The following is a 25936-nucleotide window of genomic DNA, read 5'->3' on the forward strand; positions in this document are numbered from 1 at the left end:
CCCCCCCCCCCCCCCCCAAAACCCACCCCCCCCCCCCCGCCCCCCCCCCCCCCCCCCCCTCCCCCCCCCCCCCCCCCCCCCCCCCCCCCCCCCCCCCCCCCCCCCCACTACAGGGAACGCCGCTCAGCGACCCAGGGCTTCGCGCAGCGGCTTGAGGAACGCAGTTGCCGCAGCCACCGGGTCCGTCGTCTCACTCATTACCGAGACCAATGCACTACCGACCACCACGCCATCGGCATCCACCGCCATCGCCGCCGCGCTGGCCGCATCCTTGATGCCGAAACCAGCCACCACCGGCGCGCTGGAACGGCGCCGTAGCAGTCGCAGACGCTCACCGGCCGCGGAACTGTCCAGGCGCTCGGAGGCACCGGTGACGCCGGCAAAACTGACGTAGTACAGATAGCCCTGCGCCGCCTGGCAGAGCCTGTCCAGGCGGGCGTCGCTGCTGGTCGGCGAAGCCAACAAAATCAAGGCCAGCCCGGCTTCGGCGAATACCGCGCGTGGCTCGTCGGCCTCCTCCGGCGGCAGATCGACCAGCAGAATGCCGTCCACGCCTGCCGCCACAGCCTCTTCGGCATAGCGCGCATAACCACGGATCTCGACCGGATTGAGATAGCCCATCAACACCACCGGGGTGGTCGCGTCGGCCTGGCGGAACTGCGCCACGGTATCGAGCACGTATTGCCGCCCTGCCCCGCGCGCCAGGGCGCGCTCGGAGCTGCGCTGGATGGTCGGGCCATCGGCCATCGGGTCCGAGAACGGCACACCCAGCTCGATCACATCAGCGCCAGCCTCGACCAGCGCGTGCATCACCGGCACGGTTGCCTCCAGCGATGGATCGCCGGCAGTGATGAAGGGAATCAGCGCCTTGCGGCCGGAGGCGCGCAGCCGCGCGAAGCATTCGTCAATTCGGGTAACAGCCATCTCAGGCACATCCTTCAATCAGTTCGACCGCATCAGGCTGACCCCAGTAAATGGCGGTGATCAGGCCATCGAGTGTTTCCAGGCGCAGCGCCAGGTTGGCGGCCTTGTCGGTCCAGGTCAGGTAATCGCCATTGGGCGAGTTGTACGCATGCGGACTGGTCACCACGCCCGGCAGACGTTTTTTTGCATTGGGGACTGTCATGCCCACCCACAGATAGAACGGTGTCACCACCGCACCCGGCGCGGGATCGGTGACCAGCTGGCCCGGCTCGAAGGGTGCATTCACTTCGAAACGCACGATGCGATCGGCGATCACCATCATCGAGATGTTGTCGGGCAAGGAGCCCTTGTCGTAGTACTCGCAGTCACCCTCCATTGCCTCGCGCATGCCTTGCGAGACGAAGGCCTTGTCGCCGGGCGCCTTGCCGAACGGCGCGCCGATGCGCAGCTCACCCAACTGCCCCAGTCCAGCCGATACGGCGGCAGCAGGCGTCGCAACTGGTGCCGGGGATGGCTTTGCTGCGGCGGGCGCAACGGGCACCGCCGGCGGCGGTACAGGAGCAACCGCCGCCGGCGCAGGGGCGGTGGGCGCGCATGCCGCCAAGGCCACAGCCAGGCCCAGCAGCAATGGCGTGCGCAGCAAACGCGTACGCGGGGAACCGGCCGTCACAGCACCAACCCTTCGCGCGCGGCGATGGTATGCACGTCCTTGTCGCCACGACCGGACAGATTGCACAGCACCAGCGCGTCCTTCGGCAGTTCGCGCGCCAGCTTGATCGCATGGGCAACCGCATGACTGGATTCCAGCGCCGGCAGGATACCTTCGATGCGGGTCAGGCGATGGAAGGCGGCCAGCGCTTCCTCATCGGTGATGCCCACGTACTGCGCACGGCCGGTATCGGACAGGAAGGAATGCTCGGGGCCGACGCCGGGGTAATCCAGGCCAGCCGAGATCGAATGGGTTTCGGTGATCTGGCCGTCGTCATCGCAAAGCACATAGGTGCGGTTGCCATGCAGCACGCCAGGGCGACCGGCCGAGATGGACGCGGCGTGGCGGCCGGTATGGATGCCGTCGCCAGCAGCCTCGGCACCGTAGATCTTGACCTCGCGATCATTGAGGAAGGCATGGAACAGGCCGATGGCATTGGAGCCGCCACCAACGCAGGCAGTGATCGCATCGGGCAGGCGACCATAGTCCTCCAGCATCTGCGCGCGCGCTTCACGACCGACAATGGCGTTGAAGTCACGCACCATGCGCGGGTACGGGTCCGGGCCGGCGACGGTGCCGATGATGTAGAAAGTGTCACGCACATTGGTGACCCAGTCACGCATCGCTTCGTTGAGCGCGTCCTTGAGTGTGGCCGAGCCGCTACTGACCGGCACCACGGTGGCACCGAGCAGCTTCATCCGGTAGACGTTGATCTTCTGCCGCTCGATATCGGTGGCGCCCATATACACCACACATTCCAGGCCCAGGCGCGCGGCAACCGTGGCCGAGGCCACGCCGTGCTGGCCGGCACCGGTCTCGGCGATGATGCGGGTCTTGCCCATGCGCGCGGCCAGCAAGGCCTGGCCGATGGTGTTGTTCACCTTGTGCGCGCCGGTGTGGTTCAGGTCCTCGCGCTTGAGCAGGATCTGCGCCCCGCCGACGTCCTTGCTCAGGCGCTCGGCGTGGTAGATCGGGCTGGGGCGACCCACGTAATGCTTCAGGTCCTTGTCGTAGGCGGCGATGAAGGACGGATCAATCCGCGCCTGATCGTAGGCGGCTGCCAGTTCCTGCAGCGGCCCCACCAAGGTTTCGGCGACAAAGCTGCCACCAAAGCGGCCAAAGTGCCCACGCGCATCGGGGAAGGCGTGGAAATCGGAGATCGACGGATCAGTCATGACGTCACGGCTACAAGGAACAGGCCAACACTCTAACGCAGGGCCGATGACATAAAAATGGATAATTTGGAGATCACATGTTAGAAAAACTCACATGAAAAGCCGTCAATCCCTGCCCTCGCTCAATGCCTTGCGCGCGTTCGAGGCCGCCGCACGGCTGCGCAGCGTCAGCCAGGCCGCCGCCGAACTGCATGTCACCCATGGCGCGGTGAGCCGGCAACTGCGGGCGCTGGAGGAAGAGCTGGGACTGGCCTTGTTTGAGCGAGATGGCCGCGGCATCCGCCCCAGCGCCGCCGGTCATCGTTTGCTGGAAGCGACTTCCGGCGCGTTTTCGCAGCTGCGTGACTGCATTTCCTCACTACGCCGACCGCAGCGCACCGATGCCTTCGTGCTTGGCTGTCCTGGCAGCCTGCTGGCACGCTGGATGATCCCGCGCCTGCAGGACCTGCAGCGCGACCTGCCCGGCCTGACCCTGCACCTGGCGGCACAGGATGGCGACTTCGCCCCGCGCCTGGATGGATTGGATGCCGCGCTGATGCTGGGCCAGGCACCTTGGCCCAACGGCTGGAAGGTGCATGCGCTGGCGCCGGAACGGATCGGCCCGGTATTCAGCCCTTCGATGCATGGCGCGCATGTCTTGGCCCGGCAGCCTGTCGAAGCGGTGCGCGACCACTCGCTGCTGCATACGCGATCGCGCCCCCAGGCCTGGCCGACCTGGGCGGCGCGCAATGGCATCGATGCGGATGCGCTGACTTATGGAACCGGCCTGGAACACCTGTATTACATGCTGGAAGCTGCAGTCGCCGGATTGGGCATCGCGATTGCTCCGGAGCCCCTGGTTGCTGACGATCTGGTCAACGGGCGTCTGATCGCGCCATGGGGCTTTGTTGAGACGGAAGGCTGCTGGGCCTTGTGCACTGCCGGCGAGCAGCAGGACCCGCGTGTGGCTGCACTGGCAGATTGGCTGCGCAGGCAGCTTTTGTAGGAGCGGCGTAAGCCGCGAAGCTGGTGGTGCTTGAAAGGCCTGAAAGCTTACCCTCCCCAACCCTCCCCTTTGCTGCGCGAAAGGGAGGGAGACAAGCCTGCCCTTCGGCAAAGGAAGGGAGCTGCAGCACCGAAGCCTGCGGTATCTGATGCTGCGGTGGTTTCGCGGCTGACGCCGCTCCCACAACTGCCAACTGTGCCGCGCCTACATTCAGCTGCCCTGTGTCGGCTGCGCCAGCCGCTGCTGCACGTCTTCGCGCAGACGCGCCAACTCGACTTCCGCCTGCTGGCGCTGCTGCATGCCTTCGCGGTGAATACTGCGCACCTCTTCCACCGTGGCGATCAGCTGTTCATGCACATGGCGCAGGGTCGCCACATCGATCACCGCACGCTGGTTGGCCTTGGCCGTTTCCACCGAGGTCTGCCGCATCAGGTCGGCATTGCGGCGCATAAGTTCATTGGTGGCATCGTCGATGGCATTGGACAGATCCACCGCGTTCTTCTGCTCGCCCAGCGACAGCTGGATAGCGAACTGGCGCTTCCACGACGGGATGGTGATGTCGCGTACAGCGTTGAATTTCTCGATCAGCTGGATCGCATTGGCCTGGATCAGACGGATCATCGGCAGCGACTGGTCAGCCGCATGCTGCATCACCGTCAGATCCCCCACGCGCTTGTCGAGCAGGCGGATCGCGTTGTCGATCTCACCACGACGGATGCGCGATTGCGGATCTTCCAAGCCGACCAGTGCGTGCAGCTCGTTGTTGAGCTCGGCCAGCCGCTGCTTGCCGGCAGCGATGTGCAGGCCAAGACTCTGGCGCTCGTCGCGGACAATGGCATGCATACGATCAAACTCACCGACACGCTGGCCCATCTGTGCCTGCTGCGCGCCAACATCACGCAGCAACTGTTCGATCTGCTGGTTGGTATCGCTGAACTTCTGCACCAGCTCGCCCTTGGAGGCGCGCATGCGGTCGATCAGGCCACCGATCACCGGCACCTTGGAGCGCTCGTTCAAACCGTCGAGTTTCAGCGAGCGTGCGATGCGCACCACTTCGCCGAGTTTTTCACCCGAGGCATCCAGGTCGCGGTTGCGCACGTGGTCCAACAGCTGACTGGAGAAGGCCGCACTCTTGCCCGCCGCCTCGCGGCCGAACACATGCAGGTTGCCCGGGCTGATGTCGTCCAGTGTACGCACGATCTGCGCTATCTGCGGGCGATCGGCTTCGCTCAGCCCCAAGGCGACCAGCGTGGTGCCATCAACATCGGCAGAAGGGCCGGCCGGCAGTGGCAGCGTGTCCTGGGTCATCAGTAGTTCTCCTTGAGCAAGTGGCGCAACGCGGCGCGCGAGCAATCATGTGCAGGATGGTTCTCAGCGCAGTCTAGCCTGCATCGCCGTCACCTCGTCGAGAATCCGGGCCTGCACCTCATTGGCCTGCGCCAGCTGGGCCTGCTTGTCGGCGGCGTGACCGGCCAGGCGTTGCTGCCGCCATAGCGGCAACAGCACATCACGGATACGCAGGTAACGCTCGATCAGCTCCACGCCCTGCGCATGCAGCAAGCGCAGCTGCCCGGCCTCGCTTTCGCGCAAGCGGGCCAGCCCACGTAGATGCTGCAGCCGTCGCTGCAGCGCGGCCTGCGCCATCGGCTCGTCCGGCGAGCGAACCGCCTCGCCGGCAGCTGCCCAGTCATCGATGGCAGCCACCGCCATCTGCACCCGGGTCGCCTGCTGCAGATGCTCGCCCAGTTCCTGCTGCAAGGCCTGTACACAGGCATCGGCACGCAGCATGCAGACGTCGAGCTGGCTCGCCAGTTGCTCGGCCCGTGCCTGTACCTCGACATCGCGCCCCAGTAATCGACCGAGCAAACCCACCGAACGGCGGATATGGCGACCATCGGCCGCCGACATCGCTTCGCGGATGTTGTTCATCTCCGCGACCAGCCGTGCGGCGGCGGTGCCGGCCGCTGCGGGGCCAAGCAACTGCTCGACTGCAGTCAGCAGTTCCGCTCCGTAGCTGGCCACGGCCAGCGCGTCATCGGCCAGCAATGCTGGCTGCGGCGGAAGCGGCAACAGCGACGGCGCTGGATCAGGCATCGTCCGCTGCTTCATTGCCGCGACTGCCCTGCTGCCCCGGCACCACCACGTTGCCACCGTAGAAATGCCGCATCAGTGCTTCATCCAGCGCCTTTTCCTCCGGTGTGCGTGCACGCCGCACGCGTGGCGTCGGCTTGCTGCTGCCGGCTTCCTTCGACAACCACTCCTGCAACTGTGCAGCCAGCCCGGCCAGGGCTTCGCCGACTTCGCCCTGCCGCTGCTGTGCGGCGGCCAGCACCTGCAACAGCGGGGTCAGATCCTGCACTGGTGCAACCGGGGCCGCTGTTGCGGGCATCGGTGCGAGCACCGCTGCGGGGCGCTCTGCAACCGACTGCAACAAGGCCACGATCTGCTCCCACGGGGCCTCGACCTGCGGCGCGACCGGTGCAACCGGTGTGGGCTCTTCGCCACGCAAACCCTGCAGGCCGCTGGCGATATCGGCCAGCTGCGCCACCATGCGCGCGCCGGTATCAGCATCGTCGCCGCCCATCGCCTTGTCACGCATGAAGTCACGCTTGATCTGCTCCCAGCGCGCCAACTGCGTTGCATCCAATACCTCGCGCAGCTCACCCAGTTTGAGCAGGTTTTCCTCGGAGCCACTGGTCAGCAGCTGCGATTCACCCAGGTAATGATCGGTGACCAGTTGCTGCAGCTCGGCGGCATTCATCACCGGTGAGATCTTCTCCGACAGCTTGTTCATGTTGCGGTAGCTGCCCTGCAGCCGGAACGGCGGCTCGACACGGTATTTGTCGGCCTGCGCGGCACTGGCGATGTATTGCTGGTTGACCCGGTGCACCACCTCGCGCACCTGCATCAAACGCTGCAGGGTAGCGACGATTTCGTTGATCTCCGCGCCGCTGTAAGCGTGGCTGAGCGCATTGGTCGACACGTCCTTGCCGCCAGCCTTGTCGACCAGCAGGTAGAGGTCGGCCAGGTCGCGGGTCGCCATCGGCGCCAGTACCTGGCTGGAGGTGAGGCTGTTCTCGATGTAGCTGAGTTTGAAGGCCTCTTCCATGCCGCCGAGCACATCGCCCAGGTTGTAGATATCGGCACGGTTGGCCAGCATGTCCGGCACCTTGAACACTTCGCCGGACTCGGTGTAGGGGTTGCCGGCCATCACCACGCAGAACTTCTTGCCGCGCAGATCGTAGGTCTTGGTGCGGCCCTTCCAGACACCTTCGATGCGACGGGTGCCATCGCACAGCGAGATGAACTTCTGCAGGAACTCCGGATGGGTATGCTGGATGTCGTCGACATACAGCATGGTGTTGTTGCCCATCTCCAGCGCGAGGTTGAGCTTGTGCAGCTCCTGCCGTGAGGTGGCATCCGGCGCCTGCTCCGGGTCCAGCGAGCGCACCTCATGACCCAACGCCGGGCCATTGATCTTCATGAAGACCAGGCCCAGCCGGTTGGCCACGTATTCCATCAGCGTGGTTTTGCCGTAACCGGGCGGACTGATCATCATCAGCAGACCCATCAGGTCGCTGCGCTTGTTTTCGCCCACCGTACCCATCTGCTTGGCGAGGTTGTCACCGATGATGGGCAGATAGACATCGTTGATCAGCTTGTTGCGGACGAACGAGCTCAGCGGCCGCGCCTGGAACTCGCTCAGGCGCAGCGCGTCACGCTCGCGCGCACTGATGCGGTGGCGCAGCGCCTGGTAGCGCTCGAAGCCGGGCTGAAACTGGCGGCGATGCGACTGCCAGCGCTGCAGGAAATCATCCACCGCCAATTGCAGATGGCCTTGGGCGATGCGCGCATGTTCACCGAGCAAGCCGCCGACATCGGCAATCAAGGTCACCTCGCGCACCTGGCTGCGCAGGGAACGCTCACCCAGCAGCATCGCCGCCGCTTCCGGCACGTATCCCGCCATGGCGGCAAACTTCGGCTGTCCGCACATGGCCTGCAACCATTGCACGGCCTGCGCCCATTGCAGGGCAAGCCGGGTATTCAAGCGCTGCAGGCTGCGGTCGAAGGCATCGGCCTGACCGGCGGCCTGCAGCTGCTCGCGCAGACCGGTAAGCAGTTGCCGTGCGTAACCACTGAACGCAAAGCTCGGCTCGCCATTGGCAAGTTCAGCCAACAGGTAGTCGGCGGCCAAGGCCGGCACACCGCTGTCGAACGGCAAGCCATGCTCTTCCTGGAAGGCTGCCAATGCCACTGCGATCTCCGCGCGCAAGGCTTCGAGCCCGTCCCGCACATTGAACAGCTTGGCGATGGCGAACGCACCGGCTGCACGTTCCAGCCACTGACTGACCTCTTCGCGCTTGCCCTCGCGCGCCCAGAACAATAGCGCGAGCGCACGCGGACCCGCCGCATGCACCAGCGAACCTGCAGCCTGATACAGCGGCAGCACCGCCTGCAATATCAGCGTGGCGTCGTGATCGTGGATACCCTTCTCATAACCTTCGCGGTAACGCGGCGCGGCAAAATCGCGCACCCGCTTGGCCAGCGCGTCGGCCTGCGCGGCTTCGCGCAACAGCAACTCGACATTCAAGCCCTCGCGTCCATTGATGGCCGCATCCAGCAGCAAACCAGCCAGGTACTCACCGCGATAGAGTGTTGACGATTCAGAATCCAGCGTCACCGGCCAGTAGTCGCGCAGTTCTTCCAACTCCGGATCGACGATGGCTTCGTAGTAATCGGTGCCGGTCAAGTGCACCGCCAGGCCTTCGCCGCGCGGCAGGATGGTCAGGTCCAGCGGCTGGGTATTGACGCTGAAACGGTGCCGACCAAGGCGGATGATATTGCCGCCGCCTTCGAACAGGTCACTGCGGTCACGCAGCGCCCGCACCGCCTGATCGCGCACGCCCTTGAGCCGCGCCTCGACGTCATCGGCCTTGACGCTGTCCTTGTAGTCGCGCAGGCGCTCGGCCAGCTCGCGCAGCTTCAGGATCAGCGGGTCACCAGCGAAGAATGCGTTCAGCTCATCAACAGTGGTGAAGCGTTCGGTACGCTTGGCCAGGCCATCGAGGATGCGGTTGGCTGCGTCCAGTACCGACTGTGCCTTGCGCTGGCGCGCATCCAGCAGGGTCTGCTTATGCGACTCGAAGGTATCGAGCAGCTCCTCGCGCTTGTTGAGGATGTCGCCAAGGAATTGTTCGTGCTCGCCGAACTGGCTCTCCAGTTCCTCCAGCTGCACCATCAGGCGCGACAACTGCTCGTCAGCGCGTTCCGGATCGGTCGCCAGCCCCAATGCACTGGTGATGGCCTGGCTGAACAAGGAGAACTGTGCGCCGAACTGAGCCACGGCTTCGGCCGAGCCAAGCGAGCGGCGACGCTGATCGGCGCGCGCACGTGCCTGGTTGAGCTTGGCGTAGATGGCCGAAATCGCCTCGACCACACGCGTGCGCTGCGCGGCGTCATCCACCTTCAGGCTGGCCATCAACTCCGACAGCATGTCCAGGTCACCCGACATCACCTGCATCTGCGCAATCTGCTCGGACAGCTGCTTGGCGGTCTGCGCCACCTGCGCGGCGGCATCCAGTTCCTGCAATCGGTCGGCGAACGGCTGCAGGGCCTTGTCACTGCCAAGGAACTCGCCCGCAGCCACGCCGACCCGGTCATGTGCTTCCTGCAACGACACGTTCATCGCATCGATGGATGCAACGTCGACGTAGCGGAAGTCGCGCACGGTCAGCAGGCGCCCACGCAGCTTGCCGATGTCGCCCAGAGATTCGACGAACTCGCCGATCTTCGTCCAGTTCTGCGGTTGCAGGCGCCCAAGCAGTGTCTTGTGCGCAGCAGTGACCTCGGCCATTGCCTGCGCTGACTGCTTGCGGATGCTCTCGACCTTTTCGTACTCGTCGAGCATCGACTCGCCGGTCGCGCTGATCTCGCGCAGCAGCGTTGCCGCACCGTCGCAATTGGCGTCATCCAGCCAATGGTGCGTATCGAACAGACGACGCGCATTGTGGGTCAGCAGCTCGTAGCGCGGCAGCGACACCTCGCGGCTATCGATCTCACGACCGAGATCAAGCAGATTGGAGATGCCTCGCACCAGCTCGGCATTGCCGATGCGGGCCATGAAACTGGTGCCAGTCGGCGTGTGCGCAGCAAACTCATCACTGCTGAACGGGGTCTGCCACACCTGCATCGGGTGGACGCGGGTGGGTTCTTCGTTCTCGGCGTTGAACAGCACCATGCGGCCATCGCGCATGAAGGCATAGCCCATGCCGAACACCGGGTTCTGCAGCACGCGCTGGATGCTGTTGTAGACGAACAGCGCCGACTTGCCGGCCTCACGTTCGTAGAAGATGTACAACATGTCCTCGCCATTGGGCGAGCGGATCGAGCGTTTGTAGCGCATACCCTGCATCGATGCGTCGAAGGCTTTGTGCTCGCCGCTTTGCAGGTAATAGCCGCCGGGGAAGATGACGCCATGGTCATCGGGCAGCTGCACGCAGGCCTGGACAATGGCGTCGTTGCGCACCACCTTGCCGGTCAGCGTGTTGTAGATCAGGCCGCGCCAGGTGTCCTCGCGGTAAGGCTGGATCTTCAGCAGGATCAGCGAGCCGACCTTGGCGAAATCAATGGTGGCATCGTCCACCGATTGGGTGCTGTCCTCGACCGGCTCGCTGTAGACGCCCTGCCCGGTCTCGGTGTTGTTCTCCACCTTGATGGTCAGGTCACCGCCGGTGGTCTCGACGAAGATCGTGTCGAGGATGTTCAGGTGTGGGAAACGGCCACTGATCAACATATCGCGACCGGCACGCACCCACTCGAAATCGAACGGTGGCGGCAGCGCGATATCACGCTCGCCTCGTGCATCGATATAGGTCAGCTCGCCGCTGGGCGCCATCGCCCAACGGAATACACGCACGTCGGTGCTACGCTCGCCGATCTGGAACGCGGCCAGCAGCTTTCCGTCACGCACGATCAGCTGCAGCAGGCGCGCATTCTTGTAGTACGCATAGAGCTCGCCGAAGTCATGGACGAAGCCAGCCTGCGACAGGAAACTGCTCTTCAGATCCACCGGGGTGACGTCGTAGCCTTCGGCACCTTCGACCAGGCGATAGAGCCCGAACACGTCCTCGATGCGGGTCTGGGTCTTCAAGCCGATGAAGACGTTGTAGCCGAACAACAGCAGGTCATCACCAACCTGCACCACATCGCGGCCAACGCAGTTGTTCTCGCTGCGGATGCGGAAACGTCCGATCACTTCCATCCGGCTGTCGCCGAATTCCTGCAACCGGCGCTGGTTCAGCGCGTCCACCACCTGCCGCAGGCGTACACCCTGATCGCTCAGACGTTTGCGCAGCACTTCATAGGCACCGCCCTGCGCCACTGCCTGATCGGCGATGGAACCGCCCTCCGGCGTGGTGGCGGCGTCCAGATTTGTATCGGCCATCGGTTGTTCCCTGCTCTGACATCGGCAGATTCCGCCCTCGGGACGGAACCCCTGACGCCCTCATCCTCGTGTGCCACCGGCTTCAACCAGGCGGCGCATCAACGCCCCACGCGGTACAACCGCGCGGGGCATGGCTTCACTCAGCCTGCGTCCGAATCCGCTGCAGACGTGTCGGCGATACGGCGCGCCGGCAAGCCACGCGCGGACATGTCCACGCCCAGGTAGCGCTGCATCAGGTCCTGCACAATCGGACTCTTGTCGGTGAGGCCTTCGATCGACTTGCCCAGCGACACCGCCTTGACCAGGTTCTCGAACATGCCGCCGTCGCCACCGACCATATCGATCTTGGCGTTGCGCAGCGCGCTGGCGATGACCTCGGCATTCTCCTTGGTCACTTCCTTGCCCGCGTCGATCGCCGCCAGGGCCTGACGCAGACCGGTTTCCAGGGTCATGCGGAATTCTTCGTGGCCGCGTGCGGTATCGCCCAGCGAATCGATGGCCTGGAACTTGCGGGTCAAACCGTCCGCCTCGGCGAGCAGCTTCTTCTCGATGACCGTTGCTTCCGCCAAGCCCAGCGTTTCGGTTGCGGTCGCCTTGGCGCGGCCCATCTGCTCCTCGCCCTGTGCACGTGCGGCCAGCTGTTCGGCCAGCACCTTGGCTTCGGCCGTGCCCTGCTTGAGGTTGGCATCGGCCATTGCATCGACCACGCGGGCCTCGGCAATGCCGACCTTCTCGATGGCCAGCGCACCGGCTTCCTTGACCTGGGCGTCGGCCAGACCCGGCGCGGCACGCTCGGCGCGCACACCATCGGCTAAGGCCTTCTTGGCTTCGGCCTGCTTGCCGGCGGCGTCGAACTCGGCCTGCGCCAGCGTGGTGATCTCCACCGCGCGGTGCTTGGCTGCGGCTTCGCTGGCTTCGGCTTCCTTGACCTGCTTGAGCATGGCTTCCTGCGCCTGCGCCTCGGCTTCGAGGATGGCCACCTGCTTCAGGCGGTCGGCCTCGGACACCTGGCGCACTTCCTTGATGCGTTCTTCTTCCTGCGCCACGGTCTTGTCGATGGAGATGCGTTCGCGGGTGATGTTGGCCACGTCCATCTTGCCCTGCTCAACCACCTTGTCGCGCTCCACACCCTGCAACTGCACTTCGCGATCAGTGGTGACCTGTTCGAGCTGGCGCGCGCGTGCAACGCGCTCGACTTCGATGGCAACCGCACGCTGACGGTTCTGTTCGGCCACCTCCACTTCGCGCAGGCGGTTCTGGTCGCGGATGTCGATCAGCTGCTGGGCTTCGATGCGGGCGTTCTCGGATAGCTGGCGCTGCTCCTCCTGCACCTTCAGGGTTTCGGCCTCCTCGCGGGCACGGATGGTATCCACCTCGCGGCGCTGGCGCGCCTCGGCTTCAGCCTGCTGCCGCTCAAGCGCCAGCGTGGCTTCCTTGGCCTCGACATTTTTCTTGGTGATGGCCAGGCGCTCGTTCTGCGCCAACTCATTGGTGATCACGTTCTGCGCGGCGGTCAGCTCGGTGATCTTGCGGATGCCTTCGGCATCGAGGATGTTGCTGGGGTCGAGCAACGACTTCGGGGTCTGCTCAAGATAGTCGATGGCGACGTCTTCCAGCGCGTAACCGTTCAAGTCATTGCCGATCACCGCGATGATTTCGTCGCGGAATTCCTGGCGCTTCTCGAACAGCTGGGTGAAGTCGAACTTCTTGCCCACCGTCTTCAAGGCTTCGGAGAACTTGGCGTTGAACAGGTCATCCACCGCGTTCTTGTCCGAGGCGCGATCTGCGCCGATGGCCTTGGCCACGCGCAGCACATCGGCCTGGGTTTCGTTGACGCGCAGGTAGAACGCCACGGTGATATCGGCACGCATGTTGTCGCGGCAGATCAGGCCTTCCTTGCCACGGCGATCAACCTGCAGGGTGATCAGGCTGATCTTCATGTGTTCGGCGCGGTACAGCACCGGAATGATCAAGGCACCGGTGAAGTGCACCTTGGGCTGCGCGCTCATGTCATTGACGATCAACGCGGTGCCCTGATCGACTTTTTTATAGAAGGCCTTGAACAGACCCGCCAAACCAAGGAAAAACACCAGCAGGGCAGCAACCCCGATAATGAAAGGGGCCAGCGCAGCAGTACTCATCAGTGGATCTCCTTGTCGCCTGATACATCAGAAGGGAAAACGTCCAAGCCCGGCAGGTCGGTATCGGCGACCACCAGGTAGTGATTCTTGTCGGGCAGGTATTCCACCAGCCTGACGCGTTGGCCACGCGACAAACGGCTGCCATCGCGTACACGCACATGCAGGATCAGGCCGGCGCCACCGTCGTCCATGCTGGCATAGCCCTGCGTGGCGGTGACTTCCGGCGAGGTGACCTGGGCAAGCCGGCCGAGGATGGACTCCTGGGCAACCGGCCGCAGCTTGAGCAGCAGTCGGCGGATTGGCCGCAGCACCCAGGCCGACACCACCGCACCGGGAACCAGCGCGGCAATGGCCACCACCGTGCCTACACCCCAGCGCAGGGACGCCGGCAACGACTGCAGGAAGAAGAGTTGAACCAGATAGGTGATGGTCCAACCGAAAAAGGCCAGCAGCAACACCACCAGCATGGTCGGCGCACCACCGAGGCCGAGCCGCGCGAACATCGCGGCAATGCCGGTCGCGCCGTGTTCACCGCCATGGGAATGAAAGTCGGCGCCGTCGCCGCTGCCAATGCCGCCGTCATCGACGATACCGGTCGCTGCCAGCAACCAGTAGATGACAGCAAAGGCGAACACGATGCTGTAAGGCAACGTCGGGTAAGACAGCGCTACTTCCAGAAACTCCGCCATGCACACTTTCCTTGTGGCGCCCAGCTGCTCAGCGGGAGCTGCCCCAGCATGCCAGCTGTGACAGCAACATCCGTTTCCCGCAGGCATCCGTGCTTGTCGCCGTGGACACCATCATAAGGGAATCAGCCTGGACATGCCCTGCGACCGAATCCCAAAAGTGCGACAGCCCGGGCTGCACCCGTGCAATGCGTCGCCATGCTCAGCGAGCGTATTCAGTCCTGCTCGACATGGAGGTCGGCACGGCGCACTTCTTCGACGAACTGGCGCATCTTGTAACCGTCCTTGATCCCCGGCGACAGCTCGATGCCGCTGGACACATCCACGCCCCAGGGCTGGGTTGCGAGAATGGCGTCATGCACGTTCTCCGGGCGGATACCCCCGGCCAGCAGGTACGGCCGGTGCACGCCGGGCGGAATCTGCGACCAGTCGAACGCAACACCGGTACCGCCGCTGCCACCAGCCACGTGGCTGTCGAACAGGAACCCCGCGGCATGCGGGTACATCTGCTGCAGGCCGCGCGCGGTGACGTCTCTGCGTCCACCCATCGCAATCGCCTTCAGGTACGGCATGTTGAAACTGCGGCAGAACGCATCGTCTTCGTCGCCATGGAACTGCAACAGGGTCGGCCGCACCGCGCGCAGCACCTCGCGCACTTCCTCGCGATTGTTCTGCTGGAACAAGGCCACCACTTCCACCATCGGCGCGATGGCCTGGCGCATGGCGCGCGCCTCGGACGGCGCTACCCGGCGGGCACTGCCCTTGGCGAAGATGAAACCGATGGCATCCACGCCCAGCTCGGTGGCCAGGCGGATGTCGCCGGCACGGGTCATGCCGCAGAACTTGATACGGGTGCGAAACAGCGTACGGCTCACAGTGTCACCTCGTCCGGCAGCTTCCAGAGCTCAGGATACAGCGGTCCGACGAATACCAGGCCCTGCGGCGGCGCAGTTGGACCTGCCAGATTGCGATCACGGCCTGCCAGCAACTCCCCGATCCAGCTTTCAGGCTTCTCCCCTGCCCCCACCATCAGCAGCGAGCCGACGATATTGCGCACCATATGGTGCAGGAAGGCATTGGCCTGGACTTCGACTTCCACCACCTCGCCCTGACGACGCACCGCTATCGATTGCATCTCGCGGCGTGCGTGCAGCGCCTGGCATTGCGCACTGCGGAACGCACCAAAGTCGTTTTCACCCAACAGCGACTGTGCTGCGCGGTGCATGGCATCGGCATCCAGCGGACGCCGGTCCCAGCTCAGGATCTGCCGGTACAGCGCCGGCCGCACCTGGCGGTTGAGGATGCGATAGCGGTAACGGCGCGCCTTGGCCGAGAAGCGCGCATGGAACTCATCCACCACCGGCACGCACCAGCGCACGCAGATCGATGGCGGCAATCGCGTGGTGGTGCCCAGCACCCAGCCTCGCGGTGCGCGCTCGACGTCACTGTCAAAGTGCACGACCTGGCATTCGCCGTGCACGCCGGCATCGGTGCGGCCTGCGCACACAACGCTGATCGGCGCATTGGCGACTGAGGACAATGCGTCCTGCAAGGTCGCCTGCACACTGGCACAGCCGGTCTCCCCGAGCTGCTGCCAGCCCTTGAATTCGCTGCCGTCGTATTCCACGCCCAGCGCGTAACGCATGTTTGAACCTCTTGTTTGTTGGAGCCGCGGAGCCCGCGGACAACTCAGTCGCTGTCGCGTTCGGACCAGACCGCCAGCTCGTTGCCGCCCGGCTCAAGGAACTGGAAGCGGCGGCCACCGGGGAAAGTGAAGACCGGCTTGACCACTTCGCCGCCCTGCGCGGTGACCTCCGTAAGCAGGGGCCCCAGCTGTGCGGCATACAGCACGATCAGCGGCGCACCAGCGCCGGCGGTCAGCGGTGTGCCACGGAAGAAACCGCCTTGCAGCTCGCCGTCATCAAACGCAGTGTAATCCGGGCCGTAGTCCTCGAATGTCCAGCCGAATACGCGCTCGAAGAAGCCACGGCTCGCTGCCGGGTCGCGCGAAGCGAACTCCACATAATCAATCCGGCGCTCACGCTTCATTGTGGTTCTCCATCAAGCCATACGGCCAAGCAGCTCCAGCGCTTCGCCGCGTGCCTGCGGGTCGGCGCTGGCAGCGACTTCATTGAGCAGGGTGCGCGCTGTCTCGGCATCGCCGAGGTCCAGATAGGCGATTGCCAGCTCCAGCCGCTCGCGGCCGGCGGGTGTCGGATTCAATGGCGCAATCGCTGCGACATCGCCGGCCAGCCAATCGGCCTCGTCGGCAGCAGCCGGCTCGGGCTGCGCTGGCTCGGGGACGGCATCAACCTGGCGCGAGGCTTCGAACAGCAGTACCGGCTTATGCGTGACCTCTGCGACCGGCCTGATCGGCGCCGGCACTACCGGCTCCACGCGCGCGGGCGGGCTGGACTTCAGCCAGGCCGGCATCGGCTCCTCGTAGGCCTCAGGCTGTACGGGCGCCGCTGCCAACGACTCGGCGTCAACCTCGTCCAGCGGATCGAATGCTTGCACCTGCTCTGCCTGCTCTGCCTGCAGCGCATGCGCTGTGGCGGCAGCGCCCATCACCGGCAGCGCGGCAGCCAAGTCACCGGCACCAAAATCATTGCGCGGTGCGGCCGGCAGCGGCTTGCGGCGACGGCTCAGTACCCAACCAAGCGCAGCCAGCACCAGCAGTGCCAGGCCCAGCCAGGCCCAGCCGAACGAGCCTCCCGCATCGCCCTTGGCCGCCTCGCCCAGCTTCTTCTGGGCGGCAGCCAGGTCCGAATCCTTCATCGCAATCAGCGATTGCTGCTGCTTCTGCAGCTTTTCGAGTTCGCCGACGCGATCGCGCAGCTCCTGCAGTTCCGCATCGCGGGTTGCCAGTTCTTCCTTGGCTTGCTGCAGCTGTTCGTTGGCCAACATGTCACCCTCGCCACCGGCATCGAGGCCGGTCGTCATTCCTGCAGTCTGTTGTGCACCGGCCGCGGCCGGGGCGATTTCCAGGCGCGCACCGCTTGGGCTCGCTGCAGCCGCCACCGGAGTGCCCGGCCTGGCCGGAGCGGCCGCTGCATCGGCTACCGCAGGCTGCGGGATCGGCGCACGGGCCTGCCGCCACTGGGAGGTCTGGTCACGCACGATGGCGCGCGCCTCGGCGGCATCCACCCGCGCCAGCTCTTCCTGCGCAGGCGTGCGCAGCACCGCGCCCTGCTTGAGCAGGTTGATGTTGCCGCGGATGAAGGCTTCCGGATTGGCGCGCATCAGCGCGACCATGGTCTGGTTCAAGGAAGCGCCGCTCTCGCGCGACAGCTCGCGGGCGATCTGCGACAAGCTCTGGCCACGCTGCACGGTGGCAAGCTGGCCTTCGCTGTTCATCACCGGCGCCATTGCCGGTCGCGATGCAGGTGCTGCGGCAACCGGCTGAGCCGGCGCAGGCGTTGCTGGAGGCGCGGCAGGGGCCGGCAACTCAGGCAGCGGCTCGGGCTCTCGCACGATCAGATTGGATTGGGCCGCCGCCGGCGCTTCGATGACCGGTTCGGCCACTGCGGTTGCGGCTTCGGGTGCGGACACCAGCGCGGAGTATTCGCGCACCAACCGGCCCTGGCCCCAATCGACCTCGATCAGGAAACCCACCGACGCCACCTGCACCGGCGCGGCGCTGGTGACGCGGATGACGGCGCGACCGTCACGGTCCTGCGCAAACTGGAATTGCAGTTCTCCTACCAGTCCGGTCGGCGCTGCCAGACCCACGCGTTCGAAGGTGGCCGCAGATGCCAGCCCGGCCTTGGCGTTGTCCAGTTCGCCAGGATCACTGGTAATGACCGGGATTTCAGCCAGCAAGGGCTGCCCCGGCTTGGACAGTACGCGGATGTTGCCGAGTCCCAGCGCCATCGCGGCGCTGCTGAACAGCGCCAGGACGAGGACCAGCACAGCTTGTAATGAGCGCATCGCGCCCCTGCCCCATGGTTTCATGGCGGCCAATATAACGGCTGACCCGGCTTTCGAATACCGCTGTACCGCCCAGATGCGACGACGCCGGCAGCAAGCCGGCGTCGTTGGCGGCATCAGCCGCCGTTGGCGACCAGCTCGGCGACCTGCACTGCGTTCAGTGCGGCGCCCTTGCGGATGTTGTCCGCCACCACCCACATGTTCAAACCACGCGGGTGCGAGATGTCCTCGCGGATGCGGCCGACATAGACCGGATCGGTGCCCGAGGCGTGGGTGACCGGGGTCGGATAGCCGCCAGCCTTGCGCTCATCCACCACCTTCACGCCAGGCGCGGTGGCCAGCAGTTCGCGGGCCTGCTCGGTGGTGATCTTCTTCTTGGTCTCGATGTTGACCGCCTCGGAGTGGCCGTAGAACACCGGCACGCGCACCGCAGTGGGATTCACCAGGATGCTGTCGTCGCCGAGGATCTTGCGGGTTTCCCATACCAGCTTCATTTCTTCCTTGGTGAAGCCGTTGTCAAGGAACTCATCGATATGCGGGATCAGATTGAAGGCGATCTGCATCGGGAACTTCTTCGGCTCGATCTCCTGGAAGCCGAGCAGCTGCGCGGTCTGCTTGCCCAGTTCTTCCATGCCGGTCTGGCCAGCGCCGGACACCGACTGGTAGGTGGCGATGTTGATGCGCTCGATGCCGTACTCGCGATGGATCGGGGCCAGCACCGGCATCAGCTGCATGGTCGAGCAGTTCGGGTTGGCGATGATGCCGCGCGGGCGGTTCTTCGCTGCTTCCGGGTTGACCTCGGACACCACCAGCGGCACGTCGTCGTCATAGCGGAACGTGGACGAGTTATCGATCACCACGGCGCCGGCTGCGGCGAACTTGGGCGCGAATTCCTTGGAAATGCCACCACCGGCCGAGAACAGGGCAATCTCGACCCCGGCCGGGTCGAACGTGGCCAGGTCCTGGATGGTGATCTTCTTGCCTTCAAAATCGACCTGCTGGCCGGCCGAACGCTCGGAGGCAAGCAGAGTCAGCGTGCTGATCGGGAAATTGCGCTCGGCGAGGATGGACAGCATGGTCTGACCGACAGCGCCGGTGGCGCCAACAACGGCTACGTGGAAACGACGGGCTTCATTGCTCATGGGGATACTCGAAAGTTTGGAGGGGGAGACACGTATCGAGCCAGGTTCGGGGAACCTCCAGCGCGCGGCTGTCGAGGCTCCCTATCGTTTTTTGTCGTCGATTTTTTTGCCGGCCACGGCAATGCGCGCGGTGCCGTTGCTGATCAGTTCGGCGTTGATGGCATTGACCGGGTGGCCGGCGTCCGCGCCGATGCCCAGGCCGGCCAACAGGTTGTCCAGCGCCACCTGCACCATCGCCCGGCGCGTGGCCAGCGAGGCGCTGCCGATATGCGGGGTCAGCACGATGTTATCGAGCGCCAGTAGTTCCGGGCGCACGTTCGGCTCGTTTTCGTAGACGTCCAGTGCGGCCGAGGCCAGGCGGCCATTGGCCAGCGCATCAACCAGGGCGAGTTCGTCGACGATGCCGCCACGGGCGATGTTTACCAGCGTCGCCGTCGGCTTCATCTTCGCCAGCGCGGCGGCATTGATGATGTGGTGGTTCTGCGCGGTATACGGCAGCACCAGCACCAGGTGGTCAACGCTGGCCAGCAGCTCATCGAAACCGACGTAGCGGGCACCAACCGCCTGCTCCTGCTCGGCAGGCAGCTGCGAGCGGTTGTGGTACAGCACCTTCATGCCAAAGCCATGATGACCACGGCGGGCAATGGCCTGGCCGATCCGGCCCATGCCGAGGATGCCCAGGGTGCTGCCATGCAGATCGGCGCCGAGCATGGTGGTGAACGACCACTGCCCCCACTTGCCGTCACGCAGCCAGCGATCGGACTCGACGATGCGGCGGGCGGCCGCCATCAGCAGCGAGAAGCCGAGATCGGCCGTGGTTTCGGTGAGTACGTCCGGCGTGTTGCTGGCAACGATGCCGGCTGCATTCAACGCAGGAACATCAAGATTGTTATAGCCGACGCCAACGTTGGCGATCATCTTCAACGCGGGCGCATTGGCGATTTCCGCCGCACCGATCCGCTCGTTGAGCGTGATCAGGACGCCATCCATGCCGGCCAGATTCGCACTGAGGCTGGCACTGTCGTGCTTGGTGACCGTGGACGTTGAAACCACATCACAGTGCAGCGCCAACTGCGCGACGGTGTCGTCGAACAGCGGCTGCGACACCCAGACGCGGGGACGACGATCAGTCATTGCGCTGGCCCGGGATACGCGGGCTCATCTCGCCGACATCGCCACATTGGGCGCGGTGGCGCATGGCCTGGTCCATCAACACCAACGCCAGCATCGCCTCGGCGATGGGTGTGGCACGGATGCCAACGCAGGGATCGTGGCGACCGGTGGTGATGACATCGACCGCATTGCCGGCCGTATCCACCGTGGCACCGGGCAGGCGCAGGCTGGAGGTGGGCTTGAGCACCATCGAGGCGACGATCTGCTGGCCGGTGGAGATGCCACCGAGGATGCCGCCGGCATGGTTGGACTGGAAGCCCTGCGGGCTGATCAGGTCACGGTGTTCGGTGCCCTTCTGCGCGGCGCTGGCAAAACCGTCGCCGATCTCCACGCCCTTGACCGCATTGATGCTCATCAGCGCGGCGGCGATATCGCCATCGAGCTTGCCGTAGATCGGCTCGCCCCACCCTGGCGGTACGCCGTCGGCAACCACGGTCACGCGCGCACCGACCGAATCACCGGACTTGCGCAGCGCATCCATATAGGATTCCAGCTCCGGTACCTGCTTGGCATCGGGCCAGAAGAAGGGGTTGTCTTCGATCACATTCCAGTCAAAACCAGCCGGGGTGATCTCGCCGAGCTGCGACAGGTAGCCACGCACGCTGACGCCGAAGCGCTGCAGCAGCCACTTTTTGGCGACCACGCCAGCGGCCACGCGCATGGTGGTTTCGCGCGCCGAGGAACGGCCACCACCGCGCGGGTCACGGATGCCGTACTTCTGCCAATAGCTGTAATCGGCATGGCCCGGGCGGAACTGCTGGGCGATGTTGCTGTAATCCTTGCTGCGCTGATCGGTGTTGCGGATCAGCAGCGCGATAGGCGTACCAGTGGTGCGGCCCTCATAGACCCCGGACAGGATCTCGACCTCGTCAGCCTCACGGCGCGCGGAAGTGTGGCGGCTCTTGCCGGTGGCACGGCGCTGCAGATCGTGGGCGAATTCTTCGGCGCTGATTTCCAGACCGGGCGGACAACCATCGATCACACAGCCGATAGCCGGCCCATGGGATTCACCGAAGGTAGTGACGCGGAGGAGTTGTCCGAATGTATTCAATGCCGTTGTGCTCTTGCGGTTACGCCGGCCGTTGCCGTCATTCCGCAGAGGCGGAGTGACGGCAACAGCGTGACTCAGGAACGTGCTGCAGCCAACTCGGCGATGCGCGCATGGTGCGCACGCAGTTCAGCCGCTTCGACAGCGAAGATGCCCATCTGCCCGACCTTGAACTCGATCCAGGACATGTAGACCTCCGGCAGCAGCTTGATCAGGTGCTGCTCGGAATCGCCTACTTCGCAGATCAACAGGCCGTCTTCGGTCAGATGGTCCGGCGCGTCGCGCAGGATCTTCAGCACCAGGTCCAGGCCGTCGTCGCCGGCGCGCAGCGCCAGGTCCGGCTCGTGCTGGTATTCCTTCGGCAGTGCATCGGTCTCGTCATTGGTGACGTAGGGCGGATTGGTCACGATCAGGTCGTAGACGCGGCCCTGCAGACCGGCGAACAGGTCGCTCTTGACCAGCTCCACGTTGTGGGCGAGCAGGCGCTCCTTGTTCTCCACCGCCAGCGACAGCGCGGCATCATTGACGTCGCTGCCGTCCACCTGCCAGTTCGGGTAGTAATGGCCCATGGCAATGGCGATGCAACCCGAGCCGGTGCACAGGTCCAGCGCACGGTTGACGTCACGACCGGCCAGCCACGGCTCGAAGCCGCTGAGGATCAGCTCGGCGATCGGCGAACGCGGCACCAGCGCACGCGCGTCGCTCTTGAAGCTCAAACCCGCAAACCAAGCCTCACCGGTCAGGTAGGCTGCCGGCTGGCGCTCGTCGATACGGCGCTGGAACAGCGCCAGCACCTGCTGCCGTTCTTCCAGCAACACCCGCGCCGTGCCATAGGCCGGGCCAAGGTCCGGCGGCAGGTGCAGGCTGTGCAGGGTCAGCTGGGTCGCCTCGTCCAAGGCATTGTCATAGCTGTGGCCGAAGGTCAGGCCAGCAGCATTGAAACGGCTTGCGCCGTAGCGGATCAGATCGACGATCGTTTGGAGTTCAGCGGCCGCTTCGGCAGTCATGGCAATACGGAAATACTTGAAAGGTCTGCGATTATAGGCACCTGGCCGGTATATTGATTGCCAAGTTGCAGCCGAAACTTCGGCAATGGCCCTCCAAAGGGGCGCAAACGCCCGCCAAACCGCCGGGGTGTACGTCTGCAATCCCCTACACTCCCGTATCCCGCCCACGGCGAACGACCCGTCCCGCCGCCGTATCCGAACGGAAGCCCGCGCGCATGTTCAATCGAAATACCGGCATCATCCTGGCCATCGCCCTGGCCGCCGGCCTCGGCCTGCTGTTGGCGCAGAAGGTCTTCGGGCCGTCCAACAAGGGCACGGATGGCACCAGCAGCATCATTTTCTATGGCACCCCGCGCACCCTGCCGGAGTTCGACCTGGCCCAGTCCGACGGCACCCGCCTGATCCCGGGGGAGCTGCGCGGCCATTGGACCCTGGTGTTCCTGGGCTTCACCTCCTGTCCGGACGTCTGCCCGACCACCCTGACCGAACTGGCCCAGGCCCAGAAGCAGTGGGAAACCATCCCCGACAGCCTGCGCCCGCGCGTGGTACTGGTCTCGGTGGACCCCGAGCGTGACACCCCGAACCGCCTGGGCGAGTACGCCCACGCCTTCCACAAGGACACCATTGCCGCCACCGCCGACGTGCCGTCGCTGGAGCGCTTTGCGACCTCGTTGGGCATGGTGTTCCAGAAGGCACCGGGCAAGCACTTCGAGCAGAACCCGGACGACTACAGCATGGACCACTCTGCCAGCATCGCCGTGCTTGACCCGCAGGGTCGGCTGGCCGGCCTGATGCGCCCCCCGTTCAACCCGCAGGCGATTGCCAGCGACCTGAAGAAGCTCACCGAGAAAACCGCACCATGAGTCTGGTTACAAGCCTCACCTATGTATTGCCGCACCGCCTGTTGTCGTCGATGGCCCGCTCGCTGGCCTATTCGCAGAACCCGCGCATCTCGCGCTGGCTGATCGACACGGTGTCGAGCAAGTTCAACGTCAACCTGGCCGAAGCGGCCAATCCGGACCCGCGCAGTTATCCCAGCTTCAACAGCTTCTTCACCCGCGCCCTGAAGCCGGGCGCGCGCGTGGCCGCAGCCGACCCGCGCACGCTGACCATGCCCGCCGATGGCCGCATCAGCCAGCTTGGTCCGATCGAAGATGGCCGCATCTTCCAGGCCAAGGGCCAGTCCTTCACCGCCGCCGAGCTGCTCGGTGATGCGGCCGACGCTGTCCCTTTCAACAACGGCCTGTTCGCCACCGTGTACCTCTCACCGCGCGACTACCACCGCGTGCACATGGCCTGGACCGGCACCTTGCGTGAAACCGTGCATGTGCCGGGTCGCCTGTTCAGCGTCGGCACCGATGCGGTGGCCAATGTGCCGCGCCTGTTTGCCCGCAACGAGCGCCTGGTCTGCCACTTCGACACCGATTTCGGCCCGATGGTGCAGGTGATGGTCGGCGCGCTGCTGGTCAGCGGCGTAGAGACGGTATGGAGCGGCGAGGAGATCCCCGCCTATGGCGACCGCATCACCCGCAAGGACTGGCGTGGCAAGGGCATCACCCTGGAACGCTTCGCCGAGATGGCGCGCTTCAATTACGGCTCGACGGTGATCATGCTGCTGCCGCCGGGCGTGGCCGACTTCGATCCGTCGTTGAAGGCGGAAAGCCCGGTACAGCTGGGCCAGCCGCTGGCGAAGCTGCGCTGACAGCCGCGCATCCGCGGTGGGGCGGCGTCATTCTGTAGGAGCGGCGTAAGCCGCGAAGCTCGGATAGTTACAGCGATCCCAGCTTCTGCAATCTGATGATCCATCTGCTTCGCGGCTTACGCCGCTCCCACACAAGCACCACCAGCACATACAAGAAGGGCGCCTTTCGGCGCCCTCTTTGTTTCAACGACCGCAGCCTTCCAGCTTCAGGCTTTGCCCTGGCTTGAGGGCATAGGCCGGTGCGCGCAGGCCATTGGCGCGCGCCAGTGCCGGCACTTCGCACTGGAAGCGGTTGGCGATGGCCCCCAAGGTGTCACCGCGGGCAACCTTGTAGCTGCGCGCTGCCCGCCGTGCCGGTGCGGCCGGGCGCGGCGCCGGTGCCACGACAGGTGCAGCAGCCTGCGCTGCCTGCATCGCCTGTACATCACCCACCGCCACACTGCCGGTAACCGTTGCCGCTGACGGCCGCTTGATCGCCGCATTCAGATCAGCCGTGATCAAGGCACGCGCCAGATCGGCTCGTGGGCCGCTGACGCAATAGCGGTTGTACAAGCCAGCAATACGGGTGGTGACATTGATGGTGGTGCCACCCGGAATCCAGCCATCCGCCTCGTAGCGCGGATTGAGGTTGCGCAGCGCGCGCATGTAACCGTCACGCGTACCGGTGCTGCCCAGGCAGATCGTCAACTCGTAAATAGTGGTCGACTTGGCCAGGCGGATCGTCGCTGGCTGCGCGTTGAGCTTGGGGAACTCGACGCCGTACTGCTGCGGGTGCAAGAAGATCCACGCCGCTGCGATCACCATCGGCACGTAGTCCTTGGTCTCGCCCGGGAACTGGTTGTACGAGGTATCGGTCCAGAAGCTCTGGCCGCCGGTTTCGCGGTAAATGCGCGCAGCACGGCCTTCGCCGCCGTTATAGGCCGCCAGGGCGTACTCGATGTTCTTGTTGAGCCCGCGCATGCGCTCATTCATGTAGTCGGCGCTGGCACTGGCTGCGCTGCGCGGATCAAAGCGGGTATCGAAGCCGGTGCCGTCCGGGCCAAGCCCGAAGCGGCGGCCGGTTGCCGGCATGAACTGCATCAGGCCGGCCGCGCCCACGCGCGAGGAGGCATGCACACGTCCATTGGATTCCTTGGCCATGATGCCGAACAACAGCGCTTCGGGCAGGCCGTCCTTCTCCCACTCCGGCCACATGACACCACGCAGGTTCATGTAGTTCTCGTAGCTGGTCAGCAGCGAGGGCCGCATATCGGTCAGCCAACGTCGGATGCCCGCCTGGATCGCCGGGTTGTATTCGACCATGTCATCGAAGGCGTGGCGGTGATCATTGAGCAGCGCCGCAGCACGGGCGGCTTCGGGCACATCGGCCACCAGGGGCGCGATATGGTCCGGATCAGCCTCCAGCGGGCCACCATCCTCGTCCTGCGCCTCACCGCTGGCATCGGCGCGCTGCTTGAGCAGGCGCTTGTAGGTCGCCAGCAGATTACTGACCTGGCAGCCCTTCTGCGCGATGCAGGCGCTGATCACGTCTTCCATGTCTTCCAGCGCAGCGTCGCCCTCGGTGGTGCCCTTGGGGTCGGCGTTGGCAACCAGCACCAGCGCATCGCTGTAACGCTTCTCGGCCGCCGTCATCCGCGCCTCGATGGCATCGACCTTGACCTTGTCGCGGGCGGAGATCGCCTGGGCAGCAGGAACCACGGCCAACAACGAGGTCGCCAGCAACAGCGACCAACGACGAGCAGATAACAGGGATACGGGCATCAGCAGCACTGCATGACAAAGGTGAGGCAGGGTAGCTGGCAGACAGACCCGGGGGCAACATTGCCACCGCAGCGATACAGTCGGCCGTTAGAATCCTTCCTTCATTCAT

Annotated in this window: 20 protein-coding genes; 3 read left to right on the forward strand and 17 right to left on the reverse strand. The window is 64.8% G+C overall.

All coding sequences use genetic code 11. The features are described 5' to 3' along the window. Positions 1-123 precede the first annotated feature (123 nt). Genes trpA through trpB form a run of 3 tightly spaced genes read right to left on the reverse strand, consistent with a single transcriptional unit; the run spans position 124 to position 2808 of the window. A complete protein-coding gene (trpA, locus tag ACVOLV_RS11710) occupies positions 124-924 on the reverse strand; it encodes a tryptophan synthase subunit alpha (RefSeq protein WP_481554551.1) in 801 nt (266 codons plus the stop codon). A 1-nt stretch (position 925) separates the two neighbouring features. Then, positions 926-1594 carry a hypothetical protein gene (locus ACVOLV_RS11715; RefSeq protein WP_481554552.1) on the reverse strand — a complete coding sequence of 223 codons (669 nt, stop codon included), beginning with the start codon at positions 1592-1594 and terminating at the stop codon, positions 926-928. Continuing rightward, positions 1591-2808, reverse strand: coding sequence for a tryptophan synthase subunit beta (trpB, locus tag ACVOLV_RS11720; protein ID WP_303749611.1), 1218 nt, complete (start codon positions 2806-2808; stop codon positions 1591-1593). Before trpB ends, ACVOLV_RS11715 begins: the two co-directional genes overlap by 4 nt. Positions 2809-2902: 94 nt before the next feature. Between trpB and ACVOLV_RS11725 the strand changes: the two genes are divergently transcribed. Further along, positions 2903-3793, forward strand: coding sequence for a LysR family transcriptional regulator (locus ACVOLV_RS11725; protein ID WP_481554553.1), 891 nt, complete (start codon positions 2903-2905; stop codon positions 3791-3793). 210 nt (positions 3794-4003) lie between these two features. Here the strand turns inward: ACVOLV_RS11725 and ACVOLV_RS11730 are convergent, their stop codons facing one another. From ACVOLV_RS11730 to prmB, 13 genes are all read right to left on the reverse strand, one after another. Beyond that, the gene (locus ACVOLV_RS11730; RefSeq protein ID WP_481554554.1) at positions 4004-5101 is read right to left on the reverse strand and encodes a toxic anion resistance protein; all 1098 of its coding nucleotides are present in this window, start codon (positions 5099-5101) and stop codon (positions 4004-4006) included. Between the two features lie 63 nt (positions 5102-5164). Beyond that, positions 5165-5887, reverse strand: coding sequence for a hypothetical protein (locus ACVOLV_RS11735; protein WP_481554555.1), 723 nt, complete (start codon positions 5885-5887; stop codon positions 5165-5167). Next, positions 5880-11237, reverse strand: a complete 5358-nt coding sequence (locus ACVOLV_RS11740; RefSeq protein ID WP_481554556.1) for a DNA repair ATPase — start codon at positions 11235-11237, stop codon at positions 5880-5882. The genes ACVOLV_RS11735 and ACVOLV_RS11740 overlap by 8 nt, the downstream gene beginning before the upstream one ends. 140 nt (positions 11238-11377) lie before the next feature. Further along, the gene (locus tag ACVOLV_RS11745; protein ID WP_481554557.1) at positions 11378-13378 is read right to left on the reverse strand and encodes a flotillin family protein; all 2001 of its coding nucleotides are present in this window, start codon (positions 13376-13378) and stop codon (positions 11378-11380) included. Then, positions 13378-14067: a hypothetical protein gene (locus ACVOLV_RS11750; RefSeq protein ID WP_481554558.1), complete on the reverse strand. Its 690-nt coding sequence runs from the start codon at positions 14065-14067 to the stop codon at positions 13378-13380. Before ACVOLV_RS11750 ends, ACVOLV_RS11745 begins: the two co-directional genes overlap by 1 nt. A gap of 212 nt (positions 14068-14279) precedes the next feature. Continuing rightward, positions 14280-14939, reverse strand: a complete 660-nt coding sequence (locus tag ACVOLV_RS11755; RefSeq protein WP_481554559.1) for a phosphoribosylanthranilate isomerase — start codon at positions 14937-14939, stop codon at positions 14280-14282. Then, positions 14936-15709 (reverse strand): tRNA pseudouridine(38-40) synthase TruA, encoded by a 774-nt coding sequence (truA, locus tag ACVOLV_RS11760; RefSeq protein WP_303749603.1) that lies wholly within the window; start codon positions 15707-15709, stop codon positions 14936-14938. Before truA ends, ACVOLV_RS11755 begins: the two co-directional genes overlap by 4 nt. 44 nt (positions 15710-15753) lie before the next feature. After that, positions 15754-16113 (reverse strand): VOC family protein, encoded by a 360-nt coding sequence (locus tag ACVOLV_RS11765; protein WP_481554560.1) that lies wholly within the window; start codon positions 16111-16113, stop codon positions 15754-15756. A gap of 12 nt (positions 16114-16125) precedes the next feature. Beyond that, positions 16126-17994 carry a type IV pilus assembly protein FimV gene (locus ACVOLV_RS11770; RefSeq protein ID WP_481554561.1) on the reverse strand — a complete coding sequence of 623 codons (1869 nt, stop codon included), beginning with the start codon at positions 17992-17994 and terminating at the stop codon, positions 16126-16128. Positions 17995-18110: 116 nt separating this feature from the next. Continuing rightward, positions 18111-19136 carry an aspartate-semialdehyde dehydrogenase gene (locus tag ACVOLV_RS11775; RefSeq protein ID WP_481554562.1) on the reverse strand — a complete coding sequence of 342 codons (1026 nt, stop codon included), beginning with the start codon at positions 19134-19136 and terminating at the stop codon, positions 18111-18113. 81 nt (positions 19137-19217) lie between these two features. Next, positions 19218-20270, reverse strand: coding sequence for a 2-hydroxyacid dehydrogenase (locus ACVOLV_RS11780; protein ID WP_481554563.1), 1053 nt, complete (start codon positions 20268-20270; stop codon positions 19218-19220). After that, on the reverse strand, positions 20263-21360 hold the full coding sequence (gene aroC, locus ACVOLV_RS11785; protein ID WP_481554564.1) for a chorismate synthase: 1098 nt from the start codon (positions 21358-21360) through the stop codon (positions 20263-20265). Before aroC ends, ACVOLV_RS11780 begins: the two co-directional genes overlap by 8 nt. Positions 21361-21434: 74 nt before the next feature. Then, positions 21435-22364: a 50S ribosomal protein L3 N(5)-glutamine methyltransferase gene (gene prmB, locus ACVOLV_RS11790; RefSeq protein WP_481554565.1), complete on the reverse strand. Its 930-nt coding sequence runs from the start codon at positions 22362-22364 to the stop codon at positions 21435-21437. 215 nt (positions 22365-22579) lie between these two features. Here prmB and ACVOLV_RS11795 point away from each other — a divergent pair, with 215 nt between their 5' ends. Both ACVOLV_RS11795 and asd read left to right on the forward strand, forming a co-directional pair. Further along, a complete protein-coding gene (locus ACVOLV_RS11795) occupies positions 22580-23227 on the forward strand; it encodes an SCO family protein (protein WP_296246047.1) in 648 nt (215 codons plus the stop codon). Continuing rightward, entirely contained in the window at positions 23224-24066 is an 843-nt protein-coding gene (gene asd, locus ACVOLV_RS11800; protein ID WP_481554566.1) for an archaetidylserine decarboxylase, read from the forward strand. The genes ACVOLV_RS11795 and asd overlap by 4 nt, the downstream gene beginning before the upstream one ends. Positions 24067-24249: 183 nt before the next feature. On the opposite strand, the gene ACVOLV_RS11805 is transcribed toward asd, so the two are convergent. Then, positions 24250-25827 (reverse strand): transglycosylase SLT domain-containing protein, encoded by a 1578-nt coding sequence (locus ACVOLV_RS11805; protein WP_481554567.1) that lies wholly within the window; start codon positions 25825-25827, stop codon positions 24250-24252. Between the last annotated feature and the right edge of the window lie 109 nt (positions 25828-25936).

The sequence above is a fragment of the Stenotrophomonas sp. STEN023 genome, from assembly GCF_056760135.1.

Excerpts from the sequence above, each read along its gene's own strand:
- ACVOLV_RS11735 (WP_481554555.1), bottom strand. The coding sequence starts at position 5,887 with ATGCCTGATCCAGCGCCGTCGCTGTTGCCGCTTCCGCCGCAGCCAGCA.
- ACVOLV_RS11765 (WP_481554560.1), bottom strand. The coding sequence starts at position 16,113 with ATGAAGCGTGAGCGCCGGATTGATTATGTGGAGTTCGCTTCGCGCGAC.
- ACVOLV_RS11770 (WP_481554561.1), bottom strand. The coding sequence starts at position 17,994 with ATGCGCTCATTACAAGCTGTGCTGGTCCTCGTCCTGGCGCTGTTCAGC.
- ACVOLV_RS11795 (WP_296246047.1), top strand. The coding sequence starts at position 22,580 with ATGTTCAATCGAAATACCGGCATCATCCTGGCCATCGCCCTGGCCGCC.
- trpB (WP_303749611.1), bottom strand. The coding sequence starts at position 2,808 with ATGACTGATCCGTCGATCTCCGATTTCCACGCCTTCCCCGATGCGCGT.
- ACVOLV_RS11725 (WP_481554553.1), top strand. The coding sequence starts at position 2,903 with ATGAAAAGCCGTCAATCCCTGCCCTCGCTCAATGCCTTGCGCGCGTTC.
- ACVOLV_RS11780 (WP_481554563.1), bottom strand. The coding sequence starts at position 20,270 with ATGACTGATCGTCGTCCCCGCGTCTGGGTGTCGCAGCCGCTGTTCGAC.
- trpA (WP_481554551.1), bottom strand. The coding sequence starts at position 924 with ATGGCTGTTACCCGAATTGACGAATGCTTCGCGCGGCTGCGCGCCTCC.
- ACVOLV_RS11805 (WP_481554567.1), bottom strand. The coding sequence starts at position 25,827 with ATGCCCGTATCCCTGTTATCTGCTCGTCGTTGGTCGCTGTTGCTGGCG.
- ACVOLV_RS11775 (WP_481554562.1), bottom strand. The coding sequence starts at position 19,136 with ATGAGCAATGAAGCCCGTCGTTTCCACGTAGCCGTTGTTGGCGCCACC.
- asd (WP_481554566.1), top strand. The coding sequence starts at position 23,224 with ATGAGTCTGGTTACAAGCCTCACCTATGTATTGCCGCACCGCCTGTTG.
- prmB (WP_481554565.1), bottom strand. The coding sequence starts at position 22,364 with ATGACTGCCGAAGCGGCCGCTGAACTCCAAACGATCGTCGATCTGATC.
- ACVOLV_RS11740 (WP_481554556.1), bottom strand. The coding sequence starts at position 11,237 with ATGGCCGATACAAATCTGGACGCCGCCACCACGCCGGAGGGCGGTTCC.
- ACVOLV_RS11750 (WP_481554558.1), bottom strand. The coding sequence starts at position 14,067 with ATGGCGGAGTTTCTGGAAGTAGCGCTGTCTTACCCGACGTTGCCTTAC.
- ACVOLV_RS11730 (WP_481554554.1), bottom strand. The coding sequence starts at position 5,101 with ATGACCCAGGACACGCTGCCACTGCCGGCCGGCCCTTCTGCCGATGTT.
- truA (WP_303749603.1), bottom strand. The coding sequence starts at position 15,709 with ATGCGTTACGCGCTGGGCGTGGAATACGACGGCAGCGAATTCAAGGGC.
- ACVOLV_RS11745 (WP_481554557.1), bottom strand. The coding sequence starts at position 13,378 with ATGAGTACTGCTGCGCTGGCCCCTTTCATTATCGGGGTTGCTGCCCTG.